At 67.6% G+C, this 25,713-nt stretch carries 26 protein-coding genes and 1 tRNA gene; 14 read left to right on the top strand and 13 right to left on the bottom strand.

The genetic code is table 11. The annotated features are described in order from the left end of the window. Window positions 1-16 precede the first annotated feature (16 nt). The 3 genes from BAY61_RS25890 to BAY61_RS25880 are packed head-to-tail and all read right to left on the bottom strand — an operon-like array spanning window position 17 to window position 2,315. Complete coding sequence (locus tag BAY61_RS25890; protein ID WP_091806706.1) at window positions 17-751, bottom strand: GntR family transcriptional regulator; 735 nt, start codon at window positions 749-751, stop codon at window positions 17-19. Between the two features lie 3 nt (window positions 752-754). After that, entirely contained in the window at window positions 755-1,522 is a 768-nt protein-coding gene (locus BAY61_RS25885) for a maleate cis-trans isomerase family protein (RefSeq protein WP_091806709.1), read from the bottom strand. Between the two features lie 43 nt (window positions 1,523-1,565). Continuing rightward, entirely contained in the window at window positions 1,566-2,315 is a 750-nt protein-coding gene (locus tag BAY61_RS25880) for a maleate cis-trans isomerase family protein (RefSeq protein WP_091806712.1), read from the bottom strand. A 164-nt stretch (window positions 2,316-2,479) separates the two neighbouring features. Between BAY61_RS25880 and BAY61_RS25875 the strand changes: the two genes are divergently transcribed. Then, window positions 2,480-3,397, top strand: a complete 918-nt coding sequence (locus BAY61_RS25875) for a D-2-hydroxyacid dehydrogenase (protein WP_420848829.1) — start codon at window positions 2,480-2,482, stop codon at window positions 3,395-3,397. 20 nt (window positions 3,398-3,417) lie between these two features. Further along, the gene (locus BAY61_RS25870; protein WP_091806718.1) at window positions 3,418-4,827 is read left to right on the top strand and encodes an amidase; all 1,410 of its coding nucleotides are present in this window, start codon (window positions 3,418-3,420) and stop codon (window positions 4,825-4,827) included. Between the two features lie 311 nt (window positions 4,828-5,138). On the opposite strand, the gene BAY61_RS25865 is transcribed toward BAY61_RS25870, so the two are convergent. Beyond that, window positions 5,139-5,555 (bottom strand): hypothetical protein, encoded by a 417-nt coding sequence (locus BAY61_RS25865; protein ID WP_091806721.1) that lies wholly within the window; start codon window positions 5,553-5,555, stop codon window positions 5,139-5,141. Between the two features lie 10 nt (window positions 5,556-5,565). Beyond that, window positions 5,566-6,954 (bottom strand): WS/DGAT/MGAT family O-acyltransferase, encoded by a 1,389-nt coding sequence (locus BAY61_RS25860; protein WP_091807433.1) that lies wholly within the window; start codon window positions 6,952-6,954, stop codon window positions 5,566-5,568. 74 nt (window positions 6,955-7,028) lie between these two features. On the opposite strand from BAY61_RS25860, the gene BAY61_RS25855 reads away from it, so the two are divergent. The 4 genes from BAY61_RS25855 to BAY61_RS25840 all read left to right on the top strand — a co-directional run bounded on the left by BAY61_RS25855 (window position 7,029) and on the right by BAY61_RS25840 (window position 11,391). Beyond that, window positions 7,029-8,030 (top strand): glutathione S-transferase family protein, encoded by a 1,002-nt coding sequence (locus BAY61_RS25855; RefSeq protein WP_091806723.1) that lies wholly within the window; start codon window positions 7,029-7,031, stop codon window positions 8,028-8,030. Between the two features lie 21 nt (window positions 8,031-8,051). Then, complete coding sequence (locus BAY61_RS25850) at window positions 8,052-9,689, top strand: thiamine pyrophosphate-binding protein (RefSeq protein ID WP_091806726.1); 1,638 nt, start codon at window positions 8,052-8,054, stop codon at window positions 9,687-9,689. 28 nt (window positions 9,690-9,717) lie between these two features. Continuing rightward, window positions 9,718-10,140, top strand: a complete 423-nt coding sequence (locus tag BAY61_RS25845; RefSeq protein WP_091806729.1) for a CoA-binding protein — start codon at window positions 9,718-9,720, stop codon at window positions 10,138-10,140. A gap of 81 nt (window positions 10,141-10,221) precedes the next feature. After that, window positions 10,222-11,391 (top strand): MFS transporter, encoded by a 1,170-nt coding sequence (locus BAY61_RS25840; RefSeq protein ID WP_091806732.1) that lies wholly within the window; start codon window positions 10,222-10,224, stop codon window positions 11,389-11,391. A 96-nt stretch (window positions 11,392-11,487) separates the two neighbouring features. Here the strand turns inward: BAY61_RS25840 and BAY61_RS25835 are convergent, their stop codons facing one another. Beyond that, window positions 11,488-12,654: a C45 family autoproteolytic acyltransferase/hydrolase gene (locus tag BAY61_RS25835; protein ID WP_091806735.1), complete on the bottom strand. Its 1,167-nt coding sequence runs from the start codon at window positions 12,652-12,654 to the stop codon at window positions 11,488-11,490. A 34-nt stretch (window positions 12,655-12,688) separates the two neighbouring features. Further along, the gene (locus tag BAY61_RS25830; protein ID WP_170140230.1) at window positions 12,689-13,309 is read right to left on the bottom strand and encodes a GNAT family N-acetyltransferase; all 621 of its coding nucleotides are present in this window, start codon (window positions 13,307-13,309) and stop codon (window positions 12,689-12,691) included. 114 nt (window positions 13,310-13,423) lie between these two features. Here BAY61_RS25830 and BAY61_RS25825 point away from each other — a divergent pair, with 114 nt between their 5' ends. Continuing rightward, window positions 13,424-14,380, top strand: a complete 957-nt coding sequence (locus BAY61_RS25825) for a GntR family transcriptional regulator (protein ID WP_091806740.1) — start codon at window positions 13,424-13,426, stop codon at window positions 14,378-14,380. Window positions 14,381-14,485: 105 nt separating this feature from the next. Continuing rightward, window positions 14,486-17,284, top strand: a complete 2,799-nt coding sequence (locus BAY61_RS25820; protein ID WP_091806742.1) for an AfsR/SARP family transcriptional regulator — start codon at window positions 14,486-14,488, stop codon at window positions 17,282-17,284. Window positions 17,285-17,293: 9 nt separating this feature from the next. On the opposite strand, the gene BAY61_RS25815 is transcribed toward BAY61_RS25820, so the two are convergent. Continuing rightward, on the bottom strand, window positions 17,294-17,497 hold the full coding sequence (locus BAY61_RS25815; RefSeq protein ID WP_091806745.1) for a hypothetical protein: 204 nt from the start codon (window positions 17,495-17,497) through the stop codon (window positions 17,294-17,296). A 180-nt stretch (window positions 17,498-17,677) separates the two neighbouring features. Here BAY61_RS25815 and BAY61_RS25810 point away from each other — a divergent pair, with 180 nt between their 5' ends. Beyond that, window positions 17,678-17,971, top strand: a complete 294-nt coding sequence (locus BAY61_RS25810) for a helix-turn-helix domain-containing protein (RefSeq protein WP_091806747.1) — start codon at window positions 17,678-17,680, stop codon at window positions 17,969-17,971. Window positions 17,972-17,984: 13 nt separating this feature from the next. Here the strand turns inward: BAY61_RS25810 and BAY61_RS25805 are convergent, their stop codons facing one another. Together BAY61_RS25805 and BAY61_RS25800 are read right to left on the bottom strand one after the other, a co-directional pair. Further along, the gene (locus BAY61_RS25805; protein WP_091806749.1) at window positions 17,985-18,773 is read right to left on the bottom strand and encodes an alpha/beta fold hydrolase; all 789 of its coding nucleotides are present in this window, start codon (window positions 18,771-18,773) and stop codon (window positions 17,985-17,987) included. 38 nt (window positions 18,774-18,811) lie between these two features. Beyond that, window positions 18,812-19,240: a MarR family winged helix-turn-helix transcriptional regulator gene (locus BAY61_RS25800; protein WP_091806752.1), complete on the bottom strand. Its 429-nt coding sequence runs from the start codon at window positions 19,238-19,240 to the stop codon at window positions 18,812-18,814. A 140-nt stretch (window positions 19,241-19,380) separates the two neighbouring features. On the opposite strand from BAY61_RS25800, the gene BAY61_RS25795 reads away from it, so the two are divergent. From BAY61_RS25795 to cas6e, 5 genes are all read left to right on the top strand, one after another. Continuing rightward, window positions 19,381-20,277 carry an SMP-30/gluconolactonase/LRE family protein gene (locus tag BAY61_RS25795; protein WP_091807434.1) on the top strand — a complete coding sequence of 299 codons (897 nt, stop codon included), beginning with the start codon at window positions 19,381-19,383 and terminating at the stop codon, window positions 20,275-20,277. A gap of 38 nt (window positions 20,278-20,315) precedes the next feature. Beyond that, window positions 20,316-20,951, top strand: a complete 636-nt coding sequence (locus BAY61_RS25790) for a CGNR zinc finger domain-containing protein (RefSeq protein WP_091806754.1) — start codon at window positions 20,316-20,318, stop codon at window positions 20,949-20,951. Further along, window positions 20,941-21,903 carry a DMT family transporter gene (locus BAY61_RS25785; protein ID WP_091806757.1) on the top strand — a complete coding sequence of 321 codons (963 nt, stop codon included), beginning with the start codon at window positions 20,941-20,943 and terminating at the stop codon, window positions 21,901-21,903. The genes BAY61_RS25790 and BAY61_RS25785 overlap by 11 nt, the downstream gene beginning before the upstream one ends. Window positions 21,904-22,021: 118 nt before the next feature. Further along, window positions 22,022-22,636 carry a hypothetical protein gene (locus BAY61_RS25780; RefSeq protein ID WP_245865429.1) on the top strand — a complete coding sequence of 205 codons (615 nt, stop codon included), beginning with the start codon at window positions 22,022-22,024 and terminating at the stop codon, window positions 22,634-22,636. A gap of 160 nt (window positions 22,637-22,796) precedes the next feature. Next, complete coding sequence (gene cas6e, locus BAY61_RS25775) at window positions 22,797-23,324, top strand: type I-E CRISPR-associated protein Cas6/Cse3/CasE (RefSeq protein ID WP_170140229.1); 528 nt, start codon at window positions 22,797-22,799, stop codon at window positions 23,322-23,324. 16 nt (window positions 23,325-23,340) lie between these two features. Here cas6e and BAY61_RS25770 read toward each other — a convergent pair whose 3' ends face one another. The 3 genes from BAY61_RS25770 to BAY61_RS25760 form a co-directional block, all read right to left on the bottom strand. Next, complete coding sequence (locus BAY61_RS25770) at window positions 23,341-23,847, bottom strand: DinB family protein (protein WP_170140228.1); 507 nt, start codon at window positions 23,845-23,847, stop codon at window positions 23,341-23,343. A gap of 211 nt (window positions 23,848-24,058) precedes the next feature. Beyond that, window positions 24,059-24,131 (bottom strand) — tRNA-Arg (locus BAY61_RS25765). A gap of 59 nt (window positions 24,132-24,190) precedes the next feature. Then, window positions 24,191-25,633: a phytoene desaturase family protein gene (locus BAY61_RS25760; protein ID WP_245865427.1), complete on the bottom strand. Its 1,443-nt coding sequence runs from the start codon at window positions 25,631-25,633 to the stop codon at window positions 24,191-24,193. Between the last annotated feature and the right edge of the window lie 80 nt (window positions 25,634-25,713).

Below are 25,713 nucleotides of genomic sequence, written 5' to 3'. Positions count from 1 at the left end.
AGGCGCGGTCAGCGCCTCAGCCCGTGAGTTCCGGCTCCCCGTCGGAGGGCGGCAGCTCGGGAGCGGGCCCGAGGTAGAGGCTGGTGCCGGGAGCGAGCCGCTGCACGGCGTCGTCCATGTGGGCTTCGAGCAACGCGAGCAGGTCTTCCTCCCTTCCCGCGCGCAACGCTTCGATGATCATGTTGTGCTCGGCGACCCGCTCGTCGACGTCCTGGTAGTTCTTGCGGTAGGTACCGTGCAGCGCGGAAAGGCACATCCTGGTTTCGATGAGCAGGGTGCGCGCCATGCGGGCGAGCCTGCGGCTGCCCGAAGCCTCGATGAGCGCTTCGTGGAAGCGCAGGTCGGCCTCGGTGAGCGCGGTGGGATCGTCCTGCTTGTCGGCCTCGGCCATCGCCGCGACGGCCTGGTCGAGAACGACCGCCACCCGCTCCCTGTCGAAGCTGCGCACGATCCGCGTCGCCGCGGCCCTTTCCACTGCCGACCTCGCCGCGTAGACGTCGTAGACGTCGCCGGGTTCGAGGTCGATCACGAAGAGGCCGCGATGTCGTTCGCTGCGCAGCAGCCCCTCGGAGACCAGCCGCTGCATGGCTTCGCGTAGCGGGCCGCGCGACACCTGAAACCTCGCGGCGAGGTCGGTTTCGCCGAGCTGGGCGCCGGGCGGCAGCGAGCCGGTCATGATCGCGTCCCTGAGCTGGCGCGCGATGATGGCGGCTGTGGATTCCCTGTTGACGGGTTCGATGTCGGCGAACATCCGCTACGCGCCCTCCTGATGGAACAGGGCGCCGAGCCCCTGAACTCGCGGGGTTGCTCCCGCCAGACGTAGACCTTCCCACACGGTGACCTGGTTGGCGGTGAGTACCGGCTTGCCAAGCCGCTGCTCGACGGTGTCGATCAGGGACAGCGTCCGCATGGCCGTGTCGGGAACCAGAACCGCGTCGGCTTCGGGGTGATCCCTGCTGACGATCAACTCGACGACGGCGTCGGGGGAGAGTTCTCCGACCTCGGCCGCGGTGTCGATGTCGGCTGCCGACATCGACAGCACCTCGACGCCGCCTCTGCCGAGGAATTCGACGAACAGCGTCGAGACGTCGTCAGGGTAGCTCGCGGCGACGGCCACTTTGCGAAGCCCGAGCGCGGCGGCGGCCCTGACGAACGCGAACGACGTGCTCGATGCGGGCAGTCCTCCCGCTGCCGCCGAGAGCTTGGCGACCTGTTCGGCGGCACCGTCCCAGCCGTAGACGAAGCTTCCGCTCGTGCATGCCCACACCACGGCGGCCGGGTTGTGCGGGGCCAGCAGCGCGGCTCCCTCCGCCAGCCGTGCGGGGCTGCCGAGGTCGAGCAGTTCCGCGACGGCGTGTAGGTCGGTGCCGTAGATGTGCTCGACGGGCAGCGCGACGTCTCCGCCGAGCAGTTTCTCGGCGAGCGGGTAGTCGTCCTCTGCGGCGTGATCGGGGTAGATGAACCCGGCGACGAGTGGTTTCGCGGTCGTCTCCGGACCGGGCGACGCGGGCGTTCCAGTCAAGCTACACCTCCAGTAGGATTGTCAACAATCCTAATAGAACAGGTCAGGATATCTCGCGCAACCATTTGCCTGGACCGACGATCGGCAATCGCATGCGCTTGAGGCAGGCCCACATGGTGAGCTGGTTCGCGGTCAGCACCGGCTTCCCGAGCGCGGCCTCAAGCGGATCGATGACGTCGTAGGTCGGCAGGTTCGTGCAGCTCACGAAGATCGCCTCCGCGTCGTCGTGGTTCGCCGCGAGGATGCGTTCGGCGATCGTGCGGTAGCTGACCTTCCAGATGCCGCCGCCGAGTCCGAGATGGTCGCTCGACACCGTGTGCACGCCGAGTTCTTCAAGGAACTCGTGCAGTTTTCCGGTGAGGTCGGCGTCGTAGGGCGTCAGCACCGACACCTTGTCCAGGTTGAGGTCGACGAGCACCTCGGCGAGCGCGCCCGACGTGGTGACGGCCGTGGGCGCGCCCGCGTCGCAAATGGCCTTGCGCAGCGATCGTTCGGCGTCGACACCGCTCACGAAACTGCCCGAGGTGCACAGGTACGCGACGACCTCCGGCTCGACGTGCAACACGTCGCGGGTCGCGGCCGCGAGATGCTGCGCGTTGCTCACCAGGTGCGCCATCTCCATGCTCACCGGCACCGGTTCGTAGGGGGTGCGGGCGAGGTGCAGCGAGACTTCCATAGGGACCCAGCGCCACAACTCGCGCTCCAGCGCGAGGTCGAACGGCGCGATGACGCCGATCCCGCGCTGCGCGAGGGGTCCCTCGAATGCTGGGAAGTCCAGTGCCGCGAAATCCAAGGCTCGACCTCCGGGGGGAAGGGGGTGGGGGCTGTTGAAGAAGTGCCTCCGGGGTGACTCCTCGGATTGTTGACAATCATACGACCGGCTCATACCGTGTCAACGTGAGTGGCACGGATTTCCCGGTGCTGGCGGTGCTCAGTGGCGAAAAGCACCCCCCGGACATGCACCCCATCGAACAATCGGCGGTCGTTCGTTACACCGACGCCGCGGGGCTGGCTGACGCTCTGCGGGACGCGGACGCGCTCTTCGTCTACGACTTCCTCTCCACGGCTGTTCCCGGTGCGTGGCACGGCTCCAACCGCTTGCGCTGGTTGCACATCGCCAGCGCGGGCGTCGACCCCGTGATGTTCCCCGCTCTTCGCGAAAGCGATGTGGTCCTGACCAATTCGCGAGGGGTGTTCGACGACTCCATCGCCGAGTACGTGCTCGGCACGATCCTCGCGTTCGCGAAGGACCTCCCCGGCTCACTGCGGCTACAGCAGCGCAGTACATGGCAGCACAGGGAGACCGAACGGATCGGCGGCCGTTCGGCCCTCGTCGTCGGAACCGGTCCCATCGGAAGGTCCATTGCTCGCCTGCTGAAGGCCGCGGGCCTGAGGGTGAGTGGCGCTGGCCGCACCCCGCGCGACGGCGATCCCGACTTCGGTGAGGTCCGGCCATCGACCGAACTGGGCGACTACGTCGGTGAGTTCGACTATGTCGTCGCCGTCGCGCCGTTGACCGAACAGACGAAGGGCCTCTTCGACGCGAACGCTTTCGCCGCGATGCGCGAGAGCGCCCGGTTCATCAACGTCGGCAGGGGAGAGCTCGTCGTCACCGGCGATCTCGTCGACGCGCTTCGGGAAGGCAGGATCGCGGGCGCGGCCCTCGACGTGTTCGACACCGAGCCCCTGCCGGTCGAAAGTCCGCTGTGGACGATGGATAACGTGCTCGTGTCACCTCACATGTCGGGCGACGTCGTCGGCTGGCGCAACGCGCTGGTCGAGGTGTTCGCGGACAATTTCTGGCGGTGGCGCGCGGGACAGCCGCTGCGCAATGTCGTTGACAAGCGTCTCGGATACGTTCCCTCGACCAACTGACGCGAACACCGAGGAGAGACATGCCAGATACCCCACCCATGCTGACCGCGAGCGAACTCGTCGCAGCCTATTCCTCGGGCGAACTCTCGCCGGTTGAAGCGACGAGGGCCTCGCTGCACGTCATCGAGCAGCGCGACGCCGACTACAAGGCTTACACCCTCGTCGACCCTGAGATCGCTCTCGATCAGGCGCGCGCGTCGGAGGAACGGTGGCGGGAGGGCAATCCGATCGGTTTGCTCGACGGTGTTCCCTCGTCCATCAAGGACATGTTTCTCAGCCAGGGCTGGCCGACGCTGCGCGGTTCCCTGTGCATCGAAAGGGAACAGGCTTGGGAAGTCGACAGTCCGGTCACGGCGAGGATGCGCGAGAACGGTCTCGTGCTGCTCGGCAAGACGTCGACACCCGAGCTCGGCTGGAAGGGGGTCACCGACAACCCGCTCGACGGCATCACCCGCAACCCGTGGAACCCCGCGCTGACCCCAGGCGGATCGAGCGGCGGCAGCGCCGTCGCCGTCGCGACGGGCATGGGTGAGTTGTCGGTCGGCACCGACGGTGGCGGTTCCGTGCGTATTCCCGCCGCGTTCTGCGGAATCGTCGGCTTCAAGCCGACGGCGGGCAGGATCCCGCTCTATCCGGCGAGCCCGTTCGGGCCGCTCGCCCACGCGGGCCCGATGGCCCGCTCGGTCGACGACGTCGCCTTGCTGCTCGACGTGCTGGCGACGCCGGATCCCCGCGACCCGGCCGCGCTGCCGCCTCCCGTCGGTACCTATCGCGAGGCGGTCCGCAGGGATGTCCGAGGTATCCGCGCGGCGTATTCGCCCGCGCTCGGCTACGTTGACGTCGATCCCGAGATCGCGAAGATCGTCGCGGGCGTCGTCGCTTCGCTCGCCGAGGCTGGGCTCGGTGTCGAGGAGGTCGATCCCGGTTTCGACGATCCGGTCGAGGCATTCGAGGTGCTGTGGGCGACGGGTGCCGCGAAGTGGCTCGACTCGTTCCCCGAGGGTTCGGAGGAGCGGATCGACCCCGGGCTGCGTGAGGTCTGGCGGCAGGGCAAGACCTATTCCGCGAGCGACTACCTTGAGGCAACGGCGGTGCGAGCCGCCCTCGGCATCCACATGGGAGAGTTCCACACGCGGCACGATGTGCTGATCACGCCCACCATGCCAATCCCGCCGTTCGAGGTGGGCCACGATGTTCCGAAGGGGAGCGGGCTCACGAGCTGGCCACAGTGGACGCCGTTCAGCTACCCGTTCAACATGACGCAGCAGCCCGCCATCAGCGTTCCGGCGGGGTTCACCTCGCACGGCCTTCCCGTCGGGTTGCAGATCGTCGGCCCCCGGCACTCGGATGATCTCGTCCTCGCGGTCGCGAAGCTGGTCGAGGAACTGCGGCCGTGGCCGACCGACCGTCCGGCAGGCGAACCGCGCTGACCCGAACCCTGGCTCGGGCCCGGTCGGGGGCAGGTCGGGCCCGAGCCCGGTCCCGGGCAGGGCCGGGGGCCTGAGCCGAGCCGGGCCGGGGCAGGTCGGCGAGTCCAGTCGCGAGTCCCCCGCCCAGGTCGCCGAGTTCTGCACCCAGGTCGCCGAGTTCTGCGTCCGGGTCGCCGAGTTCTGCATTCAGGGCGTCGAGATCCGCGTTCGGAACGGTGAGATCTGCGTCCGGATGGTGAGACCGGCGTTCGGGGCGCCGAGATCTGCGTCCAGGTCGGCGAGTTCTGCGTTCCGGTTGCCGAGTTCTGCATTCAGGGCGGTGAGATCTGCGCCCGGGCGGTGGTGTGACTTGCCGCCGTCCGGAACTGCGTCGGTATCCGAAAGGTCAGCATGTCCGTGGCGTTCCGTCCGGTCCGTTCGTCGTGACCGAACCGGCGCGGACTCTCGTGGTCTGGGATTGCGCATCTCGCTGTCGAGACCGCGGATTTCGGTGACGCGACCGGAGCGCGGATCTCGGCAACCTGACTGCGGATTTCGGTGACCGGAGCGCGGATCTCGCGCTCCTGGCTGCGCGTCTCGGCGTCCTGACTGCGGATGTCGCCGTTCCGAGCGCGGATGTCGATGTCCTGGGTGCGGATCTCGGCGTCCTGGGCGGGGGACTCGCGCACGACACGCGGCACGGGCACGGGCACCTCGGGCACCTCGGGCACCTCGGGCACCTCGGGCACCGGGGTCGCGCTACTTGGTCGCGTACTCCAGTTCGGCCAGCGCTGTGTCCAGGTGCACCAACAGTCGCTGTAGGTGCGGCACGCTTCGCCTGCAACCGGTGATACCGAAGTCGAGGTTGTCGCCGTTGTTGGTCAGCGTGATGTTGAGCGCCTGACCGTCGAGCAGCACCGAAGCGGGATAAATGCCGTCGAGGCTCGCGCCGTTCCAGTACATCTGTTTGCGCGGCCCCGGCACGTTCGAGATGACGATGTTGAACGGTGGCCGGGTGTTGTTGACGAATCCCGGCACGGGCGACGCCCCCAAGGGCGCGATGTTGACAGCCGACAGCAGCAGTACCTGAAGCGGGGTGAGCTGCTTGAAGATCCGCTTGCCCTCACTCATCGACCTTGCGATGACCGCGAGCCGCTGCGCCGGATCGGCCTGATCGGTTCCCAGGTTGCACAGCAGGGCGCCGATCTGGTTTCCTTGCGCCTCCTCCGTGTCCCTCTTGCCGCGCAGTGACATGGGAACCATGGCGACAAGCGGGGCGTCGGGAAGGGCTCGCTGCTCGATGAGGTAGTCGCGAAGGGCACCGGCGCACATCGCGAGCACGACGTCGTTGCGGGAGACACCCGCGTTGGTCGCGACCTGCCGCACTCGCTCCACCGGCCACGACTGCGCCGCGAACCGGCGGGCGCCACCGATCGGCACGTTCAGCATGGTCTTCGGCGCCTGTAGCGGCAGTGTCAGCGCGTGCTCCCTGAACGCTTCGTTGGCGACCCTTGCCGCTGCCTGCGGAACACCGGCCAACTGCCTCGCGGAATTCCTGGTCAGCCGCAACAAGGACCCCGGCCCGGAGCCATTGCCCGAAGCCGCCGGAGACCCCGAAGACCCCGAAGACTTCGTGCTCGCCCACGGCGCGGGGTCGGCGAGACCGGGATCCGGGCTGTCGCTGAGCGTGCTCTGGAGTTGGCGCAACGCCGAAACCCCGTCGAGCAGGGCATGGTGGATCTTGGTGTACATGGCGAACCTGCCGTCGTTGAGACCCTCGATGAGGTGGATCTCCCACAACGGCCGGTGCCGGTCGAGCAGGGTGCTGTGCCAGCGTGAGGTCAGTTCGAGCAGTTCCCGCACGCGCCCCGGCCGCGGCAGCGCGGAATGCCGGAAGTGGTAGTCGAGGTCGAGTTCGGCATCTGTCGCCCAGGCCAGGTAGCCCATGGTGTTGACGGGCCGAGCGGGGCGCCGCCGGAACAGGGACCGCATGCTCGCGCTGTCGAGCATCTTCTGCCGCAGTTCGCTCAGGTAGTCGGGTCCCGCGCCGTCAGGGGGCGTGAAGAGTTCCAGCCCACCGACGTGCATGGGATGTTCTCGGGTTTCGATCAGCAGGAACATCGAGTCCGTCACGGGCATCATCGGCATCACGGTCACCCCTGCTTCACTATGCCGGTATTTCCACACCGGAAGGGGAGAGTCTACGGACTAGCCTTGCTGGTATGACCATTCCGACTGATCCGGAGACCGGCGAGTTTTATCGCGCCCCCAACCGATTCGCCGATCGTATTACCATCGACGGCAGGTATGGTTGGCCGGTCGAGCAGGGCCGTTACCGCCTTGTGGTGAGCAGGGCGTGCCCGTGGGCGAGCCGGGCATTGATCGTGCGCAGGCTGCTCGGCCTTGAGGAGGCCATCTCCGTCGCGGTGGCCGATCCGATCCAGGACGAGCAAAGCTGGCGATTCACGCTCGATCCCGGTGACAAGGACCCCGTGCTCGGCATCAAGTATCTGCACGAGGCGTATTACCGCGCCGATCCCGATTACCAGGGCGGCATCAGCGTTCCGGCGATCGTCGACGTGCCTAGCGGCAAGCTGGTGACCAACGACTATCCGCGGATCACGCTCGATTTTTCGACCGAATGGACCAGTTTTCACAGGGAGGGCGCCCCCGATTTGTATCCGGAGGCGTCGCGCGACGAGATCGACGAGGTCAACCGCGGCGTCCACGCCGACGTGAACGCAGCCGTCTACGAGGCGGGTTTCGCGTCGAAGCAGCCCGCCTACGAGGAAGCCTACGGCCGGTTGTTCGCACGGCTCGACGCGCTTGAGGAGCGCTTGAGCGGACAGCGTTACCTCGTTGGGGACACGATCACCGAAGCGGACATCCGGCTGTTCACGACGCTGGCCCGGTTCGACGCCGTGTATCACGGGCACTTCAAATGCAATCGCGGCAAGCTCACCGAACTGCCCGCGCTGTGGGCATACGCGCGAGATCTGTTCCAGACTCCCGGATTTGGCGACACGGTCGATTTCGATCACATCAAACGGCACTACTACCAGGTTCACGAACAGGTCAATACGACTCGGATCGTTCCCAAAGGTCCAGACCTATCGGGCTGGGCGACGGCGCACGGGCGCGAGGCGCTCGGCGGAAAACCGTTCGGCGACGGTACGCCTCCGCCGCCCCCTCCGGAGCAGGAGACCCTTCCGCCCCAGTGGTGAGCATCCTCGTATCCTCGGCGAGTGGGCCAGACCGGAGCGCGACGACTCGTGGACGTCTTGACGGAACTCGATGTCGATGTCGCCTTCGGCTTACCAGGCGTGCACAACCTGCCCATCTGGGACGCGATCGCGGCTTCGGACATCCGGCTCATCGGGGTCAGGCACGAGCAGGCGGCGGGCTACGCGGCTGATGGTTACGCGAGAACCACCGGAAAGCTCGGCGTCGCGCTCGTCACAACGGGCCCCGGTGCCGCCAACACGATCGGCGCCATCGGGGAGGCCAAGGCGTCCGCTTCCCCGGTGTTGCTCATCGCGACCGACATCCCTTCGACGTTGCGCAGGCAGGGCACCGTGCGCGGGGTGCTGCACGAGTCGAGCGACCAGCAGGCCCTTTTCGCGCCGGTGACCAAGGAGACGTTCGTCGTCGATCATCCCGACGCGATCGGGCCGGTCGTGCGCAGGGCGGCGAGGGTGGCGGCGCGACCGCAGAGCGGACCGGTCTACGTCGGCATTCCCACCGACTTCCTGCGCGCCGAAGCCACCGACGGCAGCGCTTCCGAACCGACGGAGCAGTTCCACCCCGTCCTCAACGAGGACATCGACAAGGCGAGAGCGGCGCTGATCGCGGCGCGGCGCCCGCTGATCTGGGCAGGCGGCGGAGCTCTCCGTTCCGGCGCGGGACCGGCGATCGGCCAGTTGGCCGAACATCTCGCCGCGCCGATCATCACGACGTTCGCCGCGCGAGGCATCGTGCCTCCGGACCATCCGTGCAGGGCCTCGAACCCCGTACACACACCGGAGGTCGGCGCGCTGTGGGACGAAGCCGACGTGGTACTCGCCGTCGGTACCGATTTCGACGGCCTGATGACGCAGAACTGGCTGATGCCGCAACCGCCGACGCTGATATCGGTCAACGTGGACGCCGCCGACGCGGCCAAGAACTACCAGCCCGATCTGCTGCTGCTCGGCGACGCGCGCCAGTTGGTCGAACGATTGTTGGCGGGCACTCCGCTGAAGGAGGGAATCGACGCGCTCAGTCGCAGGCTCGACGAGATCGAGGTCCGGGTTCGCCGCAGGGTGCGCAAGGAGGAGCCGCAGGCAGCCGAGTTTCTCGCCGCTCTCGCCGAGACACTGCCCGACACCTCGGTGCTGGTGACGGACATGTGCGTCGCAGGCTACTGGGTCGGCGGCTTCTACCGGGTCGCGGCGCCGAGAAAGCTCGCCTACCCGATGGGCTGGGGCACGCTGGGCTTCGGTTTCCCCGCCGCGCTGGGTGTCGCCGCGGCGGGGAAAGGGCGCGCGGTGTGCATCACCGGCGACGGCGGTTTCCTTTACGGCTGCGCGGAATTGGCGACGGCCATCCAGGAAGGCCTGCCGGTCACGGTCGTGATCGTCGACGACGGCGGCTACGGCATGTTGCGCTACGACCAGTCGCTGGCAGGACTGGCCCACAACGGAGTCGACCTCGCGACCCCGGATTTCGTCGGCCTCGCGAAGTCGTTCGGTGTCTACGCCGACAGGGTCGACGGTTTCGGAAGGGCGTTTCGCAGGCTGCTGAGGGAGTTCACCCGCGCGGACGAGCCGAATGTGCTCGTCGTCAACGCGGAGCTGCGGCCTCCGCTGAACACATCGCCCCGCTGGTACCGGCAGAGCGGTTGATGTCGTACCGGTCCCGCACAATGAAGGCATGAACGACGTGAACGACGACACCGACCTCCCCGAGCGGGTTCTTCGCGATTCGGCGACCATCGCGGTCGTGGGGCTGAGCCGCGACCCGGCGAAGGCCGCGCACGCGGTGCCGTCGGCGATGCAGGCCGCCGGGTTCAGGGTCATTCCCGTGCACCCCAGCGCGGATGTACTGCTCGGCGAACGCGTGTACCGGTCGTTGCGCGACATTCCGGAGCCCGTCGATGTCGTCGAGGTGTTCCGGCCGGCCGACGAGGCGCCAGGTATCGCGGCCGACGCGGTGCGAATCGGTGCTCGCGCGCTCTGGTTGCAGCAGGGCATCGTCTCCGGGCAAGCGCGAACCATCGCGGAGGAAGGCGGGCTGAGCTACGTCGAGGACAGGTGCATGGCCGTCGTCAGGGCGATAGCGCAGATCCACAAGTAGCAAGGCGTTTCGCGGTTGTGGCCGGTGTGACGAGAAGGCGGGTAACCTGAGCTGATGCCGTTCCGTTGACGCACTTCACCGATACCTGAGCAAGCGCGCCCGCTCGTCCGGCTGATCCGCTGGTGGGCGCTTTTCGCGGACCTCGTCCCGCTGTATCCGCTGTATGCGTTGCTCTTCGCCGACTCCGGCCTTTCCGAAGCGGAGATCTCGGCGTTGTTCGCGCTGTGGTCTGTCGTCGGTGTCGTCGCGGAGGTACCGACCGGTGCGCTGGCCGACCGGTTCTCCCGTCGCTCTTCGCTCGTCGCCGGTGGCGTTCTGCAGGCTGCCGGTTACCTGCTGTGGACGGCGTGGCCGGGTTTCACCGCCTTCGCGGCGGGATTCGTGCTGTGGGGACTCGGTGCCACGCTCGTGTCTGGCGCACTGGAGGCGCTGATTTACGACGGCCTGGCCGAGGTGGGTGCCCAGAAGCACTTCACTCGCGTCTACGGCCAGGTCAACGCGCTGGAGTTGATCGCACAGATTCCCGCTGCCGGAGCCGCGACCGTCCTTTTCGTATCCGGTGGATTCGAACTCGTCGGATACGCCAGTGTCGGCATGTGCCTTCTCGCTTCGGCGATCGCGGCGCGCCTTCCCGAGCCCGAGCGTAGCCAGGACTCCGAACCTGAGCGGGGGTACTTCACGACCCTGCGATCCGGCGTCGTCGAGGCGGTCAGCACTCCAGGGGTCAGGGGCGTCGTCGTTGTCGTTGCGCTGCTGACCGCTGTCGACGCGATTGAGGAGTACTTTCCTCTGCTCGCCCACGGCTGGAATGTTCCGGCGAGCTGGAATCCGCTCGCCGTCGTCGGTATCGCCATCGCCGGTGCGGCCGGAGCGGCGATGGCGGGGCGGTGGGCCACCCCGGGTGCTCGCACGCTCGCGGTGACGCTCGGCGCGGGCGCGCTGGCGCTCGGCGGATCCGGCTTGCTTGCGGGACCAGCAGGGCTGGCCGGTGTTGCCCTGTTCTATGGCCTTTACCGAGCCGTGCTCGTCGTCGGCAACGCACGCCTGCAAGAGCGCATCCGGGGCGAGGCGCGGGCGACGGTCACGTCGGTGTCGGGGCTGTGCGCCGATCTGGCCTCGCTGGTGTTGTTCGGCGTGTGGGCACTTGGCGGGCTTGCCGCCTCGGTGGTGCTCGTCGTCGTTGTCGCCGTCGCGCTGCCGTTCGGCTTGCGGCGGGAACGGGCTCCCCTTTCCCCCGGCGATCATTCGTAGGACCACCGGGGGTCGTGGGGAGCCCGCCCGTGCCGCGAACGCGGATCTCGTCGTCCCGAGTGCGGATCTCGGCGTCCTGGGCGGGGGACTCGCGGGTCAGGAGGTGTGCCGCCCCAGCCGGAACACGACTTCCTCGCTGTACCGGTTGGTGCCGTCCCGCTCGTCACCGAGGTAAAAGTGCGTCGCCATGCTGCGCTCGTCCAGGTCGAACACCGTGCGCCACAGCGTGCGCACCGGGTACGCGCCCGCGTTGCGCGAGTCGAACGCGACCTCGTCGAGCGCGTCGCGCACCGCGCCTGCCGACATCGGACCCGACTTGGTGCGGTCCCTGATGGTCTCCAGCCGCTCGTACGTGCGCACCGTCTCGTCGTTGTCGGCGGGAGGGTTCTCCGGATCGTGCCGCCGGTGCAGCAGATGGTTCGTCACGCACAGCGCCTCCCCGTCGGCCGGAACGATGTGCTCGCTGCCGTCCGGTCCCGTCTCCCACACGAAGGCGTCGCCGTGCCGGTCGGCGATCAGGTAGTGCAGCGGGGTACCGAGGTCGTACTGCTTGGCGGCGAGCAGCGCCCGCTGTGCCTGCTCGACGTTCTCGCACGTGTCCAGAACGAACCGGGGAAGCTGGGCCGACCCGATGCCGACCTGCGGTCCCGCGTCGGATGGCTCGCCAGCTGTCTCCATGTCGGCGATGAGCAACGCCACCGCCAGGCCGTGCTCGTTGACGCCCTCCATGCAGCCGTCGAGTTCGTTCATCGTGATGAGCGTCGTCGCCGGCGCGTCGTCGGGGACGCTCGTGATGACGTAGGGCCGTGAGGCGGCAGGCAGGCTGCCGTCCTCCGCTGCCGGTTCCCCGGAGATCATCGCGAAGAGCTGCGACCAGCCGACCGTGAAGAAGTCGTAGTTGCGGCCGAGGAAGCCGTGTCCCTCCCGCGTCGCGGACGGCGCGCACCAGGTCGCCGTGCACGCGGAACCGCCTGGAACCGTCGCGACGTCGTCCAGCTGGACCTGTGCCGCTTCCACGGTCGTGCCGAGTGCCGCCGCCGCACCTTCCATCCGTGCCCTGTGCTGTGGCCAGTACCGCTCGAACCAGGCAAGCCGCGCGCGGTTCTTGACCGGGTCCGCCCTCGACGGCCGCCAGCCGCCACGCTCGTAAGCCTCCTCGGCGAGTGCCCTGCCGATCTCGGTCTGGTTTCCGGTGACCTTCAGGTGCCGCACCAGCATGAAGTCGTCGGCGCTCCCCGCGACGACCTCGGTTTCGATCCCCATGTTCTTTCCTTTCCTAATGGTTTCCCGGATGGGTTCAGCGAGTGGTGCCGGGTTCGCGCCACATGGGCCACAGCGTCGGGCCGTCAGGCAGGTGAACGGGCTCGCCGAGGTCGGCGAAGCCGTGCCGCAGGTACAGCTGCCTGCTGCCTGCCGTGCTCGCTTCGAGGTAGGAACCGACGCCCTCGGCGTCGGCACGGGCGAGGCCGTGCCGCAGCAACACCGAGCCGAGACCGGTTCCCTGCGCGCCGGGGACGACTCCCATGACGGCGAGGTAGTGATGCGCGGATCCGGTCGGGTGCCTTTCGGCAAGGTGCTCGCCGGCGATGGCGAGCCGTGCCGCGTTGTCACCGAAGGCGGCTTCGGTGTCCCCTGTGTCTCCCGCGTCTTCGATGTCCCCGAAGGGGGACTGGCCCGGCGCGAGCGACAGCCAGATCGCGGCGGCCTCGCCCGTCCCCAGCAGGGTCGTTTCGGCGCGGGGGTGGCTCAGCAGCGGAAGGTAGAACCGCGTCTGGAGGTCGTCCCTCGTCGCGGGGTCGGGAAACAACCAGCCCACGAAGGGGTCGGCTGCGAAGGCAGAGCGGAGTACGGCCAGCGTTTCGTCCCGGTCGGTGCCGGCTGCGACCCGAACGCTTTCGTACGTTGTTCGCGAGTTCATGCGTACAACGTTCCCACTGCCTTGCTTCAGATGCTTTATTTCGCGCATTTCCCCCGATTATTGTTATTGAATGTCCTAGCCAGGGTGGGATTTGGACTAGTACAATCGGGCGTCATGGCAACGAGTGCTCCGCCGTATCGCCGGATCGTCGACGACATCCAGGCCCGCATCGAGGCCGGTGAGCTGGTGGCCGGTGACCGGCTCCCGCCCATCCGGCACACCGCGCGGCAGTGGGGCGTGGCCGTCGCCACCGCGACGAAGGCGATGGCCGTGTTGCGCGACCAGGGGCTCGTCGAAGCGAGAGTGGGATCGGGAACCGTGGTGAGTCCCATTGCCGGAGCGCGCTCGGCAGCGCGGGTCATGCCGCGCAGGCCGCCGGAACCGTTGCCGGGCAGAGCGGGGGTAGGCCGCGCGCACATCGTGCACGCGGCGATGCGCATCGCCGACTCCGAAGGGCTTGAGGCGCTGTCCATGCGAAGGCTCGCCGCCGAGCTCGGCATCGGCGCGATGTCGGTGTACCGGCATGTCGCTGGCAAGGACGAGCTGGTCGAGCTGATGGCCGACGTGACATTCGCGTCGCGGCCGATGCCCGAACCCGGCCCCGAGGGCTGGCGCGCCAAACTCGAACTCTGCGCACGCGAGCAGTGGGAACTGTGCACGCGGCATCGCTGGTTGCCGAGGGTCATCTCGCTGACCAGGCCGCTGTTGATGCCCAACGCCATGGCGCACACGGAATGGGCACTGCGGGCCATCGAAGGTCTCGGCCTCAGTGACGAGACGAGACTGCGCGAGGTGCTCAGCCTCACCGCGCTCGTGACCAGCCTCGCGCTCGTCGAATCGGCGGAATCCGAGGCGCATCAGGAAAGCGGGAAGTCGTTCGACCGCTGGTGGCTTGAGCGGGAATCCAGGACGGACGTGTTGTTCGAGGGCGGGCGGTTTCCCGCTCTCGCCGCCGTTTCCGGTGAGGTCGTCGCCGACGTGGCCGGGGTGTTCGAGTACGCGCTCGCGCGACACCTCGACGGTTTCGCGCTGCTGGTCGAGCGGCACGCGAAGCAGAACTTCGCTCGGTAAGGGCGTGCTGATCACTGGGTGAGGACCTGCCTCTGTTGCGATCGAACGGCTCCGCATCGCGACCGCGTGCGTCATACTTCTCAATCGCGGCAGACGGGGGTATCGATGGAGTTCGAGGTACTGGGTCCCATCAAGGTGCGTGACGGCCGGACGGTGACCGCCCCGAAGGGCAGGCTGCAACGCACGCTGTTGGGGATTTTGCTGCTGAGGGCGAGCCGGCCGGTGAGTGTGGACGTACTCACCGACGCGCTGTGGCCGGATTCCCTCGACCCGCGCGCGGCGGGACGGTTGCAACTTCACGTCCACCGGTTGCGCGGTGTCCTCGGTGATCCGGACCGGTTGCGGTTCGGATCCGGCGGATACCTGCTCGACGTCGGGGAGGGGGAGCTGGACGCCGCGCGGATGGAGGCCCTTTTCGACGAGGCCGACCGCGTCGCGCTCACCGAGCCCGCCGGTTGCGCGGCTCTGGTGAGGGAAGGGCTCGCGCTGTGGCAGTCCCTGCCGTACGGGGGATTGGACGTTCCGCTGCTCGTCGACGAGTCCGCGCGGCTCACCGAGCGCAAACTCGCGGCGGTCGAGCAGTTGTACGAGGCGGAACTGGAATGCGGAAGGCACGCACTCGTCGCGACGGAACTGACCGACCTCGTTCGCCACTACCCACTGCGGGAACGCCTGTACGCGCTGCTGATGACCGCCCTCTACCGGTCGCAGCGGCAGGCTGAGGCGCTTGAGGTCTACCGCGACGTGCGACGGAGGCTGGTGGCCGAAGTCGGCCTCGAACCCGGCTCCGAACTGCGAGAACTGGAACGCGGCATCTTGAGGGGTCGGCCGGCGGGGGTCGCGAGGGTGCCTGCCCAGCTTCCGCACGACGTGCCTAGTTTCTTCGGCAGGACGGCCGAACTCGCCGAACTCGACGGCGTCGCGGCAACCGGCTCCGCGCAACGGATCTGTGTACTTGCCGGTGCCGGAGGGATGGGCAAGACCGCGCTCGCCGTGCACTGGGCACATCGCGCGAGAAGCCGCTTTCCCTCGGGGCAGCTGTTCGTCGATCTCGGTGGTTACGGCCAGGGAGCGCCCGAATGCGCGGAAGAGGTGCTTGCCGGTTTCCTCAGGGCGCTCGGTGTCGCGGGGCAGGCCGTCCCGAAGAGCCTCGCGGAAAGGGCGGCCCGGTTCCGCACGCTCGTCGACGGCAAGCGGATGTTGCTGGTGCTGGACAACGCGCACTCGGCCGAGCAGATTCTTCCGCTGCTTCCCGGTACCGCTTCTTGTTTCGTGCTGGTGACGAGCAGGGATTCGCTCGCAGGGCTGACCGCGTTGCACGGGGCGCACCGGATACCGGTCGGCGAACTCGCCGAGGACGCGGCGCACGAGTTGCTGACCGAACTCGCGGGCGAAGGGCTCGCGAGCGCTCCGCACCACGTCGAGCCGCTCACCCGGCGATGTGCCCGGCTGCCACTGGCACTGCGGCTGGTCGCCGAGGCGATCCGGCTCAGGGACAGCACGGTCGCGGAGGTGGCCGCCGAGCTGGACAGCGAGCAGGGCAGGCTGGACCTGCTTGAGGTCGAAGGGCATCCGCAGGCTTCGGTGAGGGCGGTGTTCTCGTGGTCCTATCACCGGCTCGACGAGGACGCCGCCCTGCTTTTCCGGCTGTGCGGGCTGTTCCCGGGCAAGGAGACCGAGGTGCTGGCGCTCGCCGCGCTCGCGGGCATTTCCGAAGCGGAGACAAGGGACCTGCTCGGTCTTCTCCTCGCCGCTCACCTCGTCGACGAGGTCGAAGGGGGCAGGTACCGGCAGCACGATCTGCTGCGTGCCTATGCGGCGGAACTCGTCGCCGAGGAACACACGGAGGCCGAGCGGGACGCGGCATTGTGCCGCCTTTTCGACTACTACACGCTGCGGGCGACGCGGATGAGCATGGCGCTCGATCCGCAATCCCGCCTCGCGGTGGAGGCGGCAGACGCGGGGACGGAACCGGCTCCCTGCACGAGAACGCAGGCCATGGACTGGTTCGAGGCCGAGCGGAGCAACCTCGTCGCGGCCGTCGACGCGGCGGTGACGGCGGGAAGGCGGGAGCCTGCCTCGGCGATCTCGGCCGCACTGCTTTCGTACTTCTACCTGAGCAAGCACTGGGACGATTGGATCCGCTGCTACCGGACCGCGCTGGTCGCCGCGGAGGGCGCAGCGGACTCGACCGCGCAGGCCGTGCTGCTCAACGGACTCGGTGTCGCTTACGACGACATCGGCAGGTTCGCCGACGCCATCGCCTGCCACGGCGAAGCGGTCTCGCACTACGCCAAGGCCGACGACCGGAAGGGGCAGGCATGGAATCTCAACAACCTCGGCGTCGTGTACGACAACATCAAGTGCTTCCCCGAGGCGCTCGACTGCTACACGCGGGCACTCGAACTGTTCCGGATCATGGGGGACGAGCGGGGAATCGGCATCGCGCTGAACAATCTCGGTGACGTTTACCGGCAGTCCGGTCAGTACGAGCACGCCTCGCGGCTGCTGCACGAGGCGCTGGAGGTGCAGCGCGGCGGTTCGGACGGGGCGCAGCGCATGACGTTGTGCACGCTGGGCGATCTGCATCGCGACAGCGCGAGGATGAACGAAGCGGTCGCCGACTACGAGACCGCACTGGAGATCAACGTCGAGCTCGGCGACCGGTGGCGGGCCGCTACGGTCCTGATGCGACTCGGCGAGGCGTTGGCCGCGCTCGGCAGGAAGAGCAGGGCGGAAGCTTGCCTGCGGGAAGCGCTCGCCGTGCTGACCGAGTTCGGAGATCCCTCCGCCGAGCAGGTGAAGGCGAAGCTCACCGTGCTGGAGGCTGGACGCACCCCCGGGCTCGGCAGGGCGATCACGTCCGTGTCGCCGCTGGCCGTCGGGCGCGCCGTCGGCGCTTGAACTGGTGCTTCAGCCGTCGGCCGCGGCGTGGTCCTCCCCACCTCCCCCGGTGAGGAGGGTGGTCGTGACGACGACCGCCGCCACGACCACGACCGCGCCGACCGGCCACAGGATGGTGAGGCCCTTTCTCCGCTGCCCGTGGACATCGGTACCGGCCTCCTGTCGCCGTCGCTCGACGCAGAATGCCGGTGCGCACTTGCATGGCGCTTTCATCAGGGCGCGGCAGTACGACACCGGCGGCCGAACGGGGCATTTGCCGGGCGTCGAGGGCTTCCCGGCATGCGTGACGCGTGATGCCGGTGCCGTCGGGGGTGTGCCAACCGATGGAAAGCTTGCGATCACTTGGTGAAATGACTGTTTCGAAGTTCGAGTTTTCCGGTAAACTCGCGTCCCGTGACGGTGAGCGACCAGCAAGGTTGGCGGCTTCGCCGCGTCGGCGACAGGGTGCGAACCCTGCGCCACGCGCGCGACATGAGCCAGGAAAGGCTCGCGACGTTGGCGGGCACTGCCCGCAGCACGATTGTCGTCCTGGAAGGAGGCGGCAGGAATATCACGCTCGGTACGTTGTTCGGTATCGCCGACGCGTTGTCGGTGAGGGCGGCGGCGTTGCTGGACGACCGTACGCATCAGACCTACGACGGCGCCGGTGCTACCGGAAACACCGGTGGCACAAGGGAATATCCCTAGACCGGGTCCGGCGCTACGGTTGTCCGAGCAGGAAATCGAGCACGAGCGGACTCGCGATGGCACGGTATTCCTCGAAATACGCGTGCCGAGCCCCTTCGATCAGTTCGAGTTTCGCACCGGGGATGCGGTCGGCAAGCAATGGCGCGTTGGCCGTGGGGTTGAAGATGTCGTCGGTACCGTGCACGACGAGTGTCGGCGCCGAGATCGAGGGCAGTACCGCCCAGGAGTCGTGGGCGGCGCTGGCTTTGCGATGGCGCCTGAGGGCATACGACGGCATCGCCCTGTCGCCGATCGTGTTGTAGGGACCAGGATGGGTCTTCAGCCATTCCGGCGAGTACATCAATTCGAGCAGTGCTTTGCGGACGGCCGCCTTGTCCCGCTGGCCGAGCGCGCGCGTGATCTCGGGACTCCGCTCGACTCCGTGTGACTGCCCCGGCGACGTGCAGCCAAGCACGAGTGTGTTCACCCTGCCCGGATTGTCGGCGGCGAGCCACTGCGCGACCCTTCCGCCCATGGAGGTTCCGTATACGTCGAAGCGGTCAGCGCCGATCGCGTCGAGCACAGCCATGGCGTCCTCGGCGAAACCCCTTGTGCTGTATGAATCCGTGTCCGGTTTCCCGCTGTCGCCCGTTCCCCTGTAATCGATGGTGACGACCAGAAAGGACTCCGCGAAGTCGGGCAGGACGCAATCCCACCAGTGCCGGTTGTTGGATTGTCCCGCGAGCAACAACAACACGCGTTGACCACGGCCGTGCAGTTCGTAGTTGATGGCGGTGTCGTCGGCGGCTTTCGCGAGAGGCACGACTCGATCTTAACCGTGTCGCGGTGGCCGAAATCCGTTCAGCGACCGTAAGTGTCGGCAATCTTGCCGAGCGCGGTGGTCACGCGGTCGAAGTCGGAGCCGAGTGTCGCGCGGAGGTTCGCGTTGAAGTCCTCCATCTCCGGCCGGACATCCGTGAGCGCCTTCGCGCCCTTCTTCGTGAGTTCGAGTACGACGGCGCGGTGTTGCTCGGGATGGGCGCTCTTGCTCACGAGACCGGCCGTGGTGAGTCTGCCCACGAGGGTGGTGATGGCTGATTCCCGCTGGCCGAGCGTGTGCGCGAGCCGTTGCTGGGTAGTGCCGGGATTCGCCTCGATCGCGAACAAGGCGCCGAGTTGGGCCGTGGTGATGCCCACCTCGGCGAGACAGCGACGGTCGGCATCGACCCTGAGCTGGTGGGCTGCTCGTTGTAGCAGGAAGTACAGCCGCTGTTCGCCGGATTCGGGCATGCCGAGATCTTGGCATCTTCCTCGGCGGTTTTCGCGAGGACCGTGCGCGTCGGAACAGATCTTGACAGTACCGTCGGGTCATGGTCACTTTGTATGTGAAGTGAAATCCGGCGGGTGAGGGGATCGAGCTGGTGGACAGGATCGACGCCGTCAAGACGGACTTCCAGGTGCGCGACGAGCGCTTCGCGCGGTGCAATGGGGACGAGTGGGTACGGCGCCTTCACACGGGATGCCGCTGGACGGAAGGGCCCGCGTACTTCCCCGCCGGGCGCTACCTCGTGTTCAGCGACATCCCCAACGACCGGTTGCTGCGCTGGGACGAGACGACAGGGGCGGTCGGCGTGTTCCGGCAGCCCGCCGGATACGCCAACGGGCACTCCGTCGATCACGCGGGCAGGTTGTTGAGCTGCGAACAAGGCAACAGGCGAGTCACCCGCACCGAGCACGACGGATCGATCACGGTGCTGGCGGACCGGTGGAACGGCAAGCGGCTGAACAGCCCGAACGATCTCGTCGAGCGCTCGGACGGCTCGATCTGGTTCACCGACCCCAGCTACGGCATCGACAGCGACTACGAGGGACACAAGGCGGAAAGCGAGATCGGCGGTTGCCACGTCTACCGCGTCGACCAGCACACCGGTGAGGTCGCGATCGTCGCCGACGACTTCACGCGGCCGAACGGGCTCGCGTTCTCGGTGGACGAGCGCAAGCTCTACATCGCCGACACGAGGGCGGAACCCAGTCACATCAGGGTTTTCGACGTCGTCGACGGAGGCAGGCTGGTCGGCGGCGACATTTTCGCGACCTGTGATGCAGGCCGGTTCGACGGCGTGCGGCTGGACACGGAGGGGAGAGTGTGGGCCGCCGCGCACGACGGCCTGCACTGCTTCGACCCCGACTCGACGTTGCTCGGAAAACTGCGGATTCCCGAGGTCGTCTCGAATCTGACCTTCGGAGGGCCGAAGCGCAACGAACTGTTCATCACCGCCTCCAGTTCGCTGTACTCGATCAGGGTCAACTTCACCGGCGCGAAGTGAGGGTTTTGGTAATGGGTTAAACCGATTACCGTGCTGGCATGGGTAACCGGACGCAGCCGCGCACCGCCGACGGCGACCGGTTCCGGTTCAGAGCAGGGCGTCCCTCGCTCGACCTGTGCGCGACGGTCCTGTGGCGGCACGTCGAGCCCGTCGAACTACTTCAAGAGCCCGCCGATCTCGGCCGCTGGCTGACCGAGGCCGGGCTGTCTCCTCGCCGACTCCTCGTCTCCGCCGAAGAGTTCGCCACCGCATTGCGTTTTCGCGAGGCGGCCTTCCACGCGTTCCTCGCCAGGATCGGCGGACCCGAGCTGCCCGCCGCGTCCGTTGCCACGATCAACGCCGTCGCGGCGAACCACGGCCCGCTACCGAGGCTCACCCGAACCGCGACCGTGGAGTGGCCGGAACCGGAAACGGCGACGACGGCGCTCGCCACCGTCGCCCACGACGCCGTCGATCTGCTCGCCGGTCCATTCGCCGACCGGTTGCGCGAATGCGCCGCGCCCGACTGCGCCTTCCTCTTCGTCGACGTGTCCCGGCCCGGCCGAAGGCGCTGGTGCGCGGCCGAAAGGTGCGGGAACAGACAGCACGTCCGCGAGTACCGCGCTCGGCAAAGGGCGCTCGTGGGCGCCGAAGGCGAGCCGAGGGAAACGAGGGCGACAGACGATGACGGGTAGTGGCGTGGTGGGTACCGGTTCACCTGCGGCGGCCCCGCCCGGCGCCGAGGGGCCGAGGCTCGCCGGGGTCCTTCCCGGCATGCTGGGAGTGTTGTGCTTCAGCGGCACGGCGGTGGCTACCCGGGTCGCGGGCCCGGTGTTCGGTCCCGTGGTGCTGACCTGTTCCCGCATCGTCATCGCCGCCGCGCTCGGCATGGTGACGCTCACGATCCTGCGCAGATGGCAGTGGCCAGGTCGCAAGCTGCTGCCGAGCGTGCTCATCGCCGGACTCGGTATGGGAGTCGGTTACCCGCTCTTCCTGACATTGGCGCTCGTCGAGGCGCCCGCCTACCACGGTGCCGTCGTCATCGGGCTCGTTCCCGCGGCCACCGCGCTGCTTGCCGCCGCAAGGAACAGGGAACGACTCTCCGGACGGTTCTGGTTCGGCTGTGCCGTGGGGTTTTCCGCGGTTTTGATCTTCGGTCTTGCCGAGAGCGGTTTCACGGTGCGGCTCGCCGACCTGTGGTTGCTGGCGGCCGTCGTGAGCACCGCCATCGGCTACGTCGAGGGCGCGAGGGTCTCGGCTGCCATCGGCGCGGTTCCCGCCTTGTGCTGGGCGATGATTCTGCTCGCTCCCTTCGCCGCGATCGTGGGAATCGTGGCCGCGAGTGCGGGCGACTTCGGCACCATCAGCTGGTCGGCATGGCTGGGTTTCGGTTATGCGGGCGTGCTGAGCATGTTCCTCGGTTCGGTTTTCTGGTATCGCGGTCTCGCCGCGGGAGGCACCGGCAGGATCGGCCAGCTCAACCTTGCCCAGCCGTTTCTCGCGATCGTGTGGGCGGCGTTGCTGCTTGGCGAACACATCGGCTGGGGAGTGCCGGTGACGGTGGCGATCGTGCTCGGCTGCATGGTGTTGTGTCTCGGCCGCCCCGCCGAAAAGCCGAAGCCGGAACTCGATCCCGTCGTGCGGTGACCGCGCGAATTTCTCGCCGCACTGACCGCTTTGATAGCTTGGTCACATTCTGGGCGAAATCGGCGATTTTCGCGGTGAGGTACGTCTTCGGAATGTCGATGTACCCCCGCGAAAGAGAATGACTGTGCACAAGCGACGTATCACGTTCGCCGCCGCCGCGGCTGCCCTCGCACTCGGGCTTTCGGCCTGCGGTGGTGACGAGGAGCCGCAGGACTCCGGCGCCGGGCAGGAGGCGAGCCAGGCCGGGCCGAAGCCGGAGCCGATCGCGCCCGAGGACATGACGCCTCCCGGCACCGAACTCGCGGTCGGAGAGACCGCCGTGCTGCCGTTTCCCGACGCGCCGGAACCCGGCGGTGTGCTCGGCGTGACGGTGACCGGAATCGAGCGGGGCGAGGCCGCCGACATCGCCTCGTTCGGGGAGGACGCGGAGGGCCTTGTTCCCTACTACATCAAGGTGAAGGTGGAGAACCTCAGCGGAACCGATCTGTCCTTCGCGCAGATCGGGATGCGCGCGCTCACCGCCGATGGTGAGAGCACAGGTGCGTTCGCCACCAGCGGTACCGAGGTCGAGGGCAAGTGTGAGGCGCAGGAGGCACCACCTGGCTTCACGGCGGCCGGAGCGACGTTCGAAACCTGTGTGCTCGACGCGGCCGAGGACGGCACCGAGGTCACGCAGGCCGAATTCGGCGACCTTGAGGAGTACGCGGCGGCGCCGATCATCTGGACCGCGTAGCAGTCTGCGGTGGTGTCTCGCGGCGCGTCGAGCGCCGCGAGACACCACCGAGTTCCGCGTTCGGGACGGCGAGTTGCGCGTTCGCGTCACCGGAGCTGCTTCGGACCCCGGATTGTCGGACCCGGCGGGCAGAATGTGCGGCACGGTCGATGGCCGAGACGTGCCGTTCGTCCAGAGCCGTACGCGGCCCGACTGGGGGCACCTCGACGGTTACCTGGCAAGACCGGCGGAAACCCGGGACCTTTCCGTCGCGTTCGAAGCCTTGCGACCGGGGAAGACCTTGGCGTTCCGGTTGATGGCCAACCCGACAAAACGCATGAGTCCGCAAGACCAACAGGATCCCGACCGCAAGGGCGGCAGGCGCGACAACCGGTACCCGATCCTGAAAACCGAGGACCAGGTCAAGTGGCTGATCAAGCGAGGTAGCCAGAGCGGCTTCGTCATCCCGGCTGGTGTCAATGCTCGACCTGACGTCGCGCTCACCTCGTCGCCGCGGCTGACCGGTCGGCAGACCGGGAATCGTGGCAACAAGATCACCGTGGATCCGGTTCGTTACGACGGGCACCTCGTTGTCACCGATCCCGAGGCGCTTGTCGCGGCCCTTACCGCCGGGATCGGCCCCGCCAAAGCCTACGGTTGCGGTCTGCTCAGCCTCGCCGCCGCTCGTCAGGGCGCGGCAGAGCCGTAGGACGGTCCACAATGGATCATTCGTATGCGGTGACTTCCCGGTGTTTCTGGTCGATCTGTTCGCGAAGGATGTCGCCATGCCCGGCGTGCCGGGCGAATTCCTCGATCATGGCGAGCAAGGTCCACCGCATGCTGATCGTTCCCTCGTCCGGGATGTTCTTGGTGTCGTCGAGGTCGAAGTAGGCGGCGATCTCGCGCGATCGCCGACTCGCGCGTTCGAACTCGGCGATCACGTCGGCCAAGGTCTCGTCGTCCGTGACGGTGAACGTCGCCTCGTCGCGCTGGGAGTAACCGTCGCATTCGGACTCGTCGAGACCGGCCCAGAATCGTTGGAACCAGATGCGTTCGGCTGCCGCGGCGTGTTTGAGCAATGAGATCGGTGTCGTCAGTGAAGCGACGAGTCTGCGGCGGGCGTCGGTTTCGGAGAGGCCACGCGCGGTCTCGATCAGGGCCTCGCGGTTGCGATCGAGCATGTTCTCGATGACCGCGCGTTCGGTGCCGTTGGTGATTCTGGTGGTATCCATGCTCTTTCGCTCCATCCTTGTGCGGCGTTTGCGGGCAGGGTCGGCGACGCCGAGATGCGCAATAGCGCGATGAAGTAGGTGACTACCTAAAGGTGCTGATGTTGAAGATCGCTGAGCCCAGGCTGATCTCTTGCCTGGTATGCGATGAGCGCAGTCCCCAAACCATGCCCAAGATCGGGCTGGCGGGATAAGTGATGGGCTCTGAGCTGGGCGCCCTCGGCAGGATTCGAACCTGCGACACCTGCCTCCGGAGGGCAGTGCTCTATCCACTGAGCTACGAGGGCCCATCGCTTGCGCGACCTCAGCAGCTTAGCGCATGCCCCGTCCTCACGTAATCAGTGGGTCATGGGCCGAGGTCCGGCAGCTGGCGGATGTCGAATTCCCTGCGCAGGATCGACCTCGCCGCGTGGTAACCCGCCATACCGTGCACGCCCGGTCCGGGTGGCGTCGACGCCGAGCACAGGTAGACGCCACCGAGCGGCGTGCTGTACGGGTCGAGCCTCGGCGTCGGTCTTGCCAGTAGTTGCCGTACGTCGACCGACCCGCCCGCGATATCGCCGTTCACATAATTGTTGTTGTAGGCGGCGAGCGCGGTCGCGGGCATGCCCTCACGGGCGAGCACCGTGTCGCCGAAACCGGGAGCGAACCGTTCGATCTTGGCTTGGATGAGTGCCGCCGCGTCGCGTGGGTCGCCGGGCGGGACGTGGCAGTACGCCCAGACCGGTCGTCTGCCGCCTCGCGCTCTGCCGGGGTCGGCTACGGCGGGATCGGCAACGAGCACGAACGGGTCCTCCGCGCGATTTCCTTTGGCCACAACGGTTTCGGCGGCGAACACCTCGGATAGTTCGCCGCCGAGATGGACGGTCGCCGCTTCGCCGACGCCCGGGTCGGCCCACGGGATGGGGTCGCTCACGAGAAAATCCGCCTTGGCAGCCGAGGGACCGTACCGGAAAGCTTGGAGTCGCCGCCGGTAGCGCGAGGGCAGCAGATGGCCGCCGAGCGCGAGGAGTCCGGCCGGGCCCGTGTTGAGCAGTACGACTTTCGCTTCGGCGAGTTCACGCAGATCGTGGATGGTCCTTCCTTGTTCGAATCTGCCGCCGTTGGCCTCGATGTCGCTCGCCAGCGCGTCGGCGATGCGCTGACTGCCGCCCCGCGGCACCGGCCAGCCGCGTGCGTGTGCCAGGTGTCCGAGCAGCATTGCCACGGCGCCGCCCGGCAGGCTGGGCAGTGGCCCGGCCGCGTGCGCCGCGACGCCGGCCAGCAGTGCCGCCGTGGCCGGTTCGCGGAAGAGCCGGGCCGCTGCTCCGGTCCCGAACGCGAGGGTTCCCGCGCCGAGCAACAGTGCCGCGACCACGTCGCCCGGTGGCCGCCGCTGGTCGGAGAGCGCGAAGTCGGCCACGGCATCGCCACGCTCGACGAGCGGTCCGAACAGCGTCCGCCAGCGGGAACCGTCCTTGCCGAGTCGTTCGCAGGTGCGGTCGAGGCTCTGATACGCGATCCCGGCAGGTCCGGCTTCGAGCGGATGGGCGTAGGCGGCGGCAGGTGCGAGCAGTGGCACCCCGCGCGCCGCGAGGTCGAACTCCCGGAAGAACGGCGAGGCCGCCGCGAGTGGATGGACGGCCGAGCAGATGTCGTGCACGACATCGCTGTCGAAGAGCGCGGTCGAGCGCAGTCCGCCGCCGATGGTGTCGCGCGCTTCGAACAACGTCACCGACAGTCCGGCCCTCGCGAGAATCACGCCCGCCGCCAGCCCGTTCGGGCCGGTCCCGACGATCGCGGCATCCACGTGGCCGACGGTACGCGCCACGGCGGCGAGCCGCCCGCGTCCTAGAGTGTGTCAGGTAAGCCTCACCTGTATTGCAGTTA

Origin of the sequence: Prauserella marina, assembly GCF_002240355.1 — a bacterium.
Taxonomy (GTDB): Bacteria; Actinomycetota; Actinomycetes; order Mycobacteriales; family Pseudonocardiaceae; genus Prauserella_A; species Prauserella_A marina.
The sequence above is the reverse complement of the archived record's forward strand: the minus strand, read 5'-3'. Positions and strand labels throughout refer to the sequence as shown.

What these genes read in the sequence shown, in the direction of transcription:
- BAY61_RS25890 (WP_091806706.1), bottom strand. Translation starts at nt 751, where the DNA reads ATGTTCGCCGACATCGAACCCGTCAACAGGGAATCCACAGCCGCCATC.
- BAY61_RS25855 (WP_091806723.1), top strand. Translation starts at nt 7,029, where the DNA reads ATGACCATTCCGACTGATCCGGAGACCGGCGAGTTTTATCGCGCCCCC.
- BAY61_RS25770 (WP_170140228.1), bottom strand. Translation starts at nt 23,847, where the DNA reads ATGGATACCACCAGAATCACCAACGGCACCGAACGCGCGGTCATCGAG.
- BAY61_RS25845 (WP_091806729.1), top strand. Translation starts at nt 9,718, where the DNA reads ATGAACGACGTGAACGACGACACCGACCTCCCCGAGCGGGTTCTTCGC.
- BAY61_RS25780 (WP_245865429.1), top strand. Translation starts at nt 22,022, where the DNA reads ATGACTGTGCACAAGCGACGTATCACGTTCGCCGCCGCCGCGGCTGCC.
- BAY61_RS25825 (WP_091806740.1), top strand. Translation starts at nt 13,424, where the DNA reads ATGGCAACGAGTGCTCCGCCGTATCGCCGGATCGTCGACGACATCCAG.
- BAY61_RS25820 (WP_091806742.1), top strand. Translation starts at nt 14,486, where the DNA reads ATGGAGTTCGAGGTACTGGGTCCCATCAAGGTGCGTGACGGCCGGACG.
- BAY61_RS25830 (WP_170140230.1), bottom strand. Translation starts at nt 13,309, where the DNA reads ATGAACTCGCGAACAACGTACGAAAGCGTTCGGGTCGCAGCCGGCACC.
- BAY61_RS25790 (WP_091806754.1), top strand. Translation starts at nt 20,316, where the DNA reads ATGGGTAACCGGACGCAGCCGCGCACCGCCGACGGCGACCGGTTCCGG.
- BAY61_RS25815 (WP_091806745.1), bottom strand. Translation starts at nt 17,497, where the DNA reads ATGAAAGCGCCATGCAAGTGCGCACCGGCATTCTGCGTCGAGCGACGG.
- BAY61_RS25870 (WP_091806718.1), top strand. Translation starts at nt 3,418, where the DNA reads ATGCCAGATACCCCACCCATGCTGACCGCGAGCGAACTCGTCGCAGCC.
- BAY61_RS25835 (WP_091806735.1), bottom strand. Translation starts at nt 12,654, where the DNA reads ATGGGGATCGAAACCGAGGTCGTCGCGGGGAGCGCCGACGACTTCATG.
- BAY61_RS25860 (WP_091807433.1), bottom strand. Translation starts at nt 6,954, where the DNA reads ATGCCGATGATGCCCGTGACGGACTCGATGTTCCTGCTGATCGAAACC.
- BAY61_RS25875 (WP_420848829.1), top strand. Translation starts at nt 2,480, where the DNA reads ATGCACCCCATCGAACAATCGGCGGTCGTTCGTTACACCGACGCCGCG.
- BAY61_RS25800 (WP_091806752.1), bottom strand. Translation starts at nt 19,240, where the DNA reads ATGCCCGAATCCGGCGAACAGCGGCTGTACTTCCTGCTACAACGAGCA.
- BAY61_RS25785 (WP_091806757.1), top strand. Translation starts at nt 20,941, where the DNA reads ATGACGGGTAGTGGCGTGGTGGGTACCGGTTCACCTGCGGCGGCCCCG.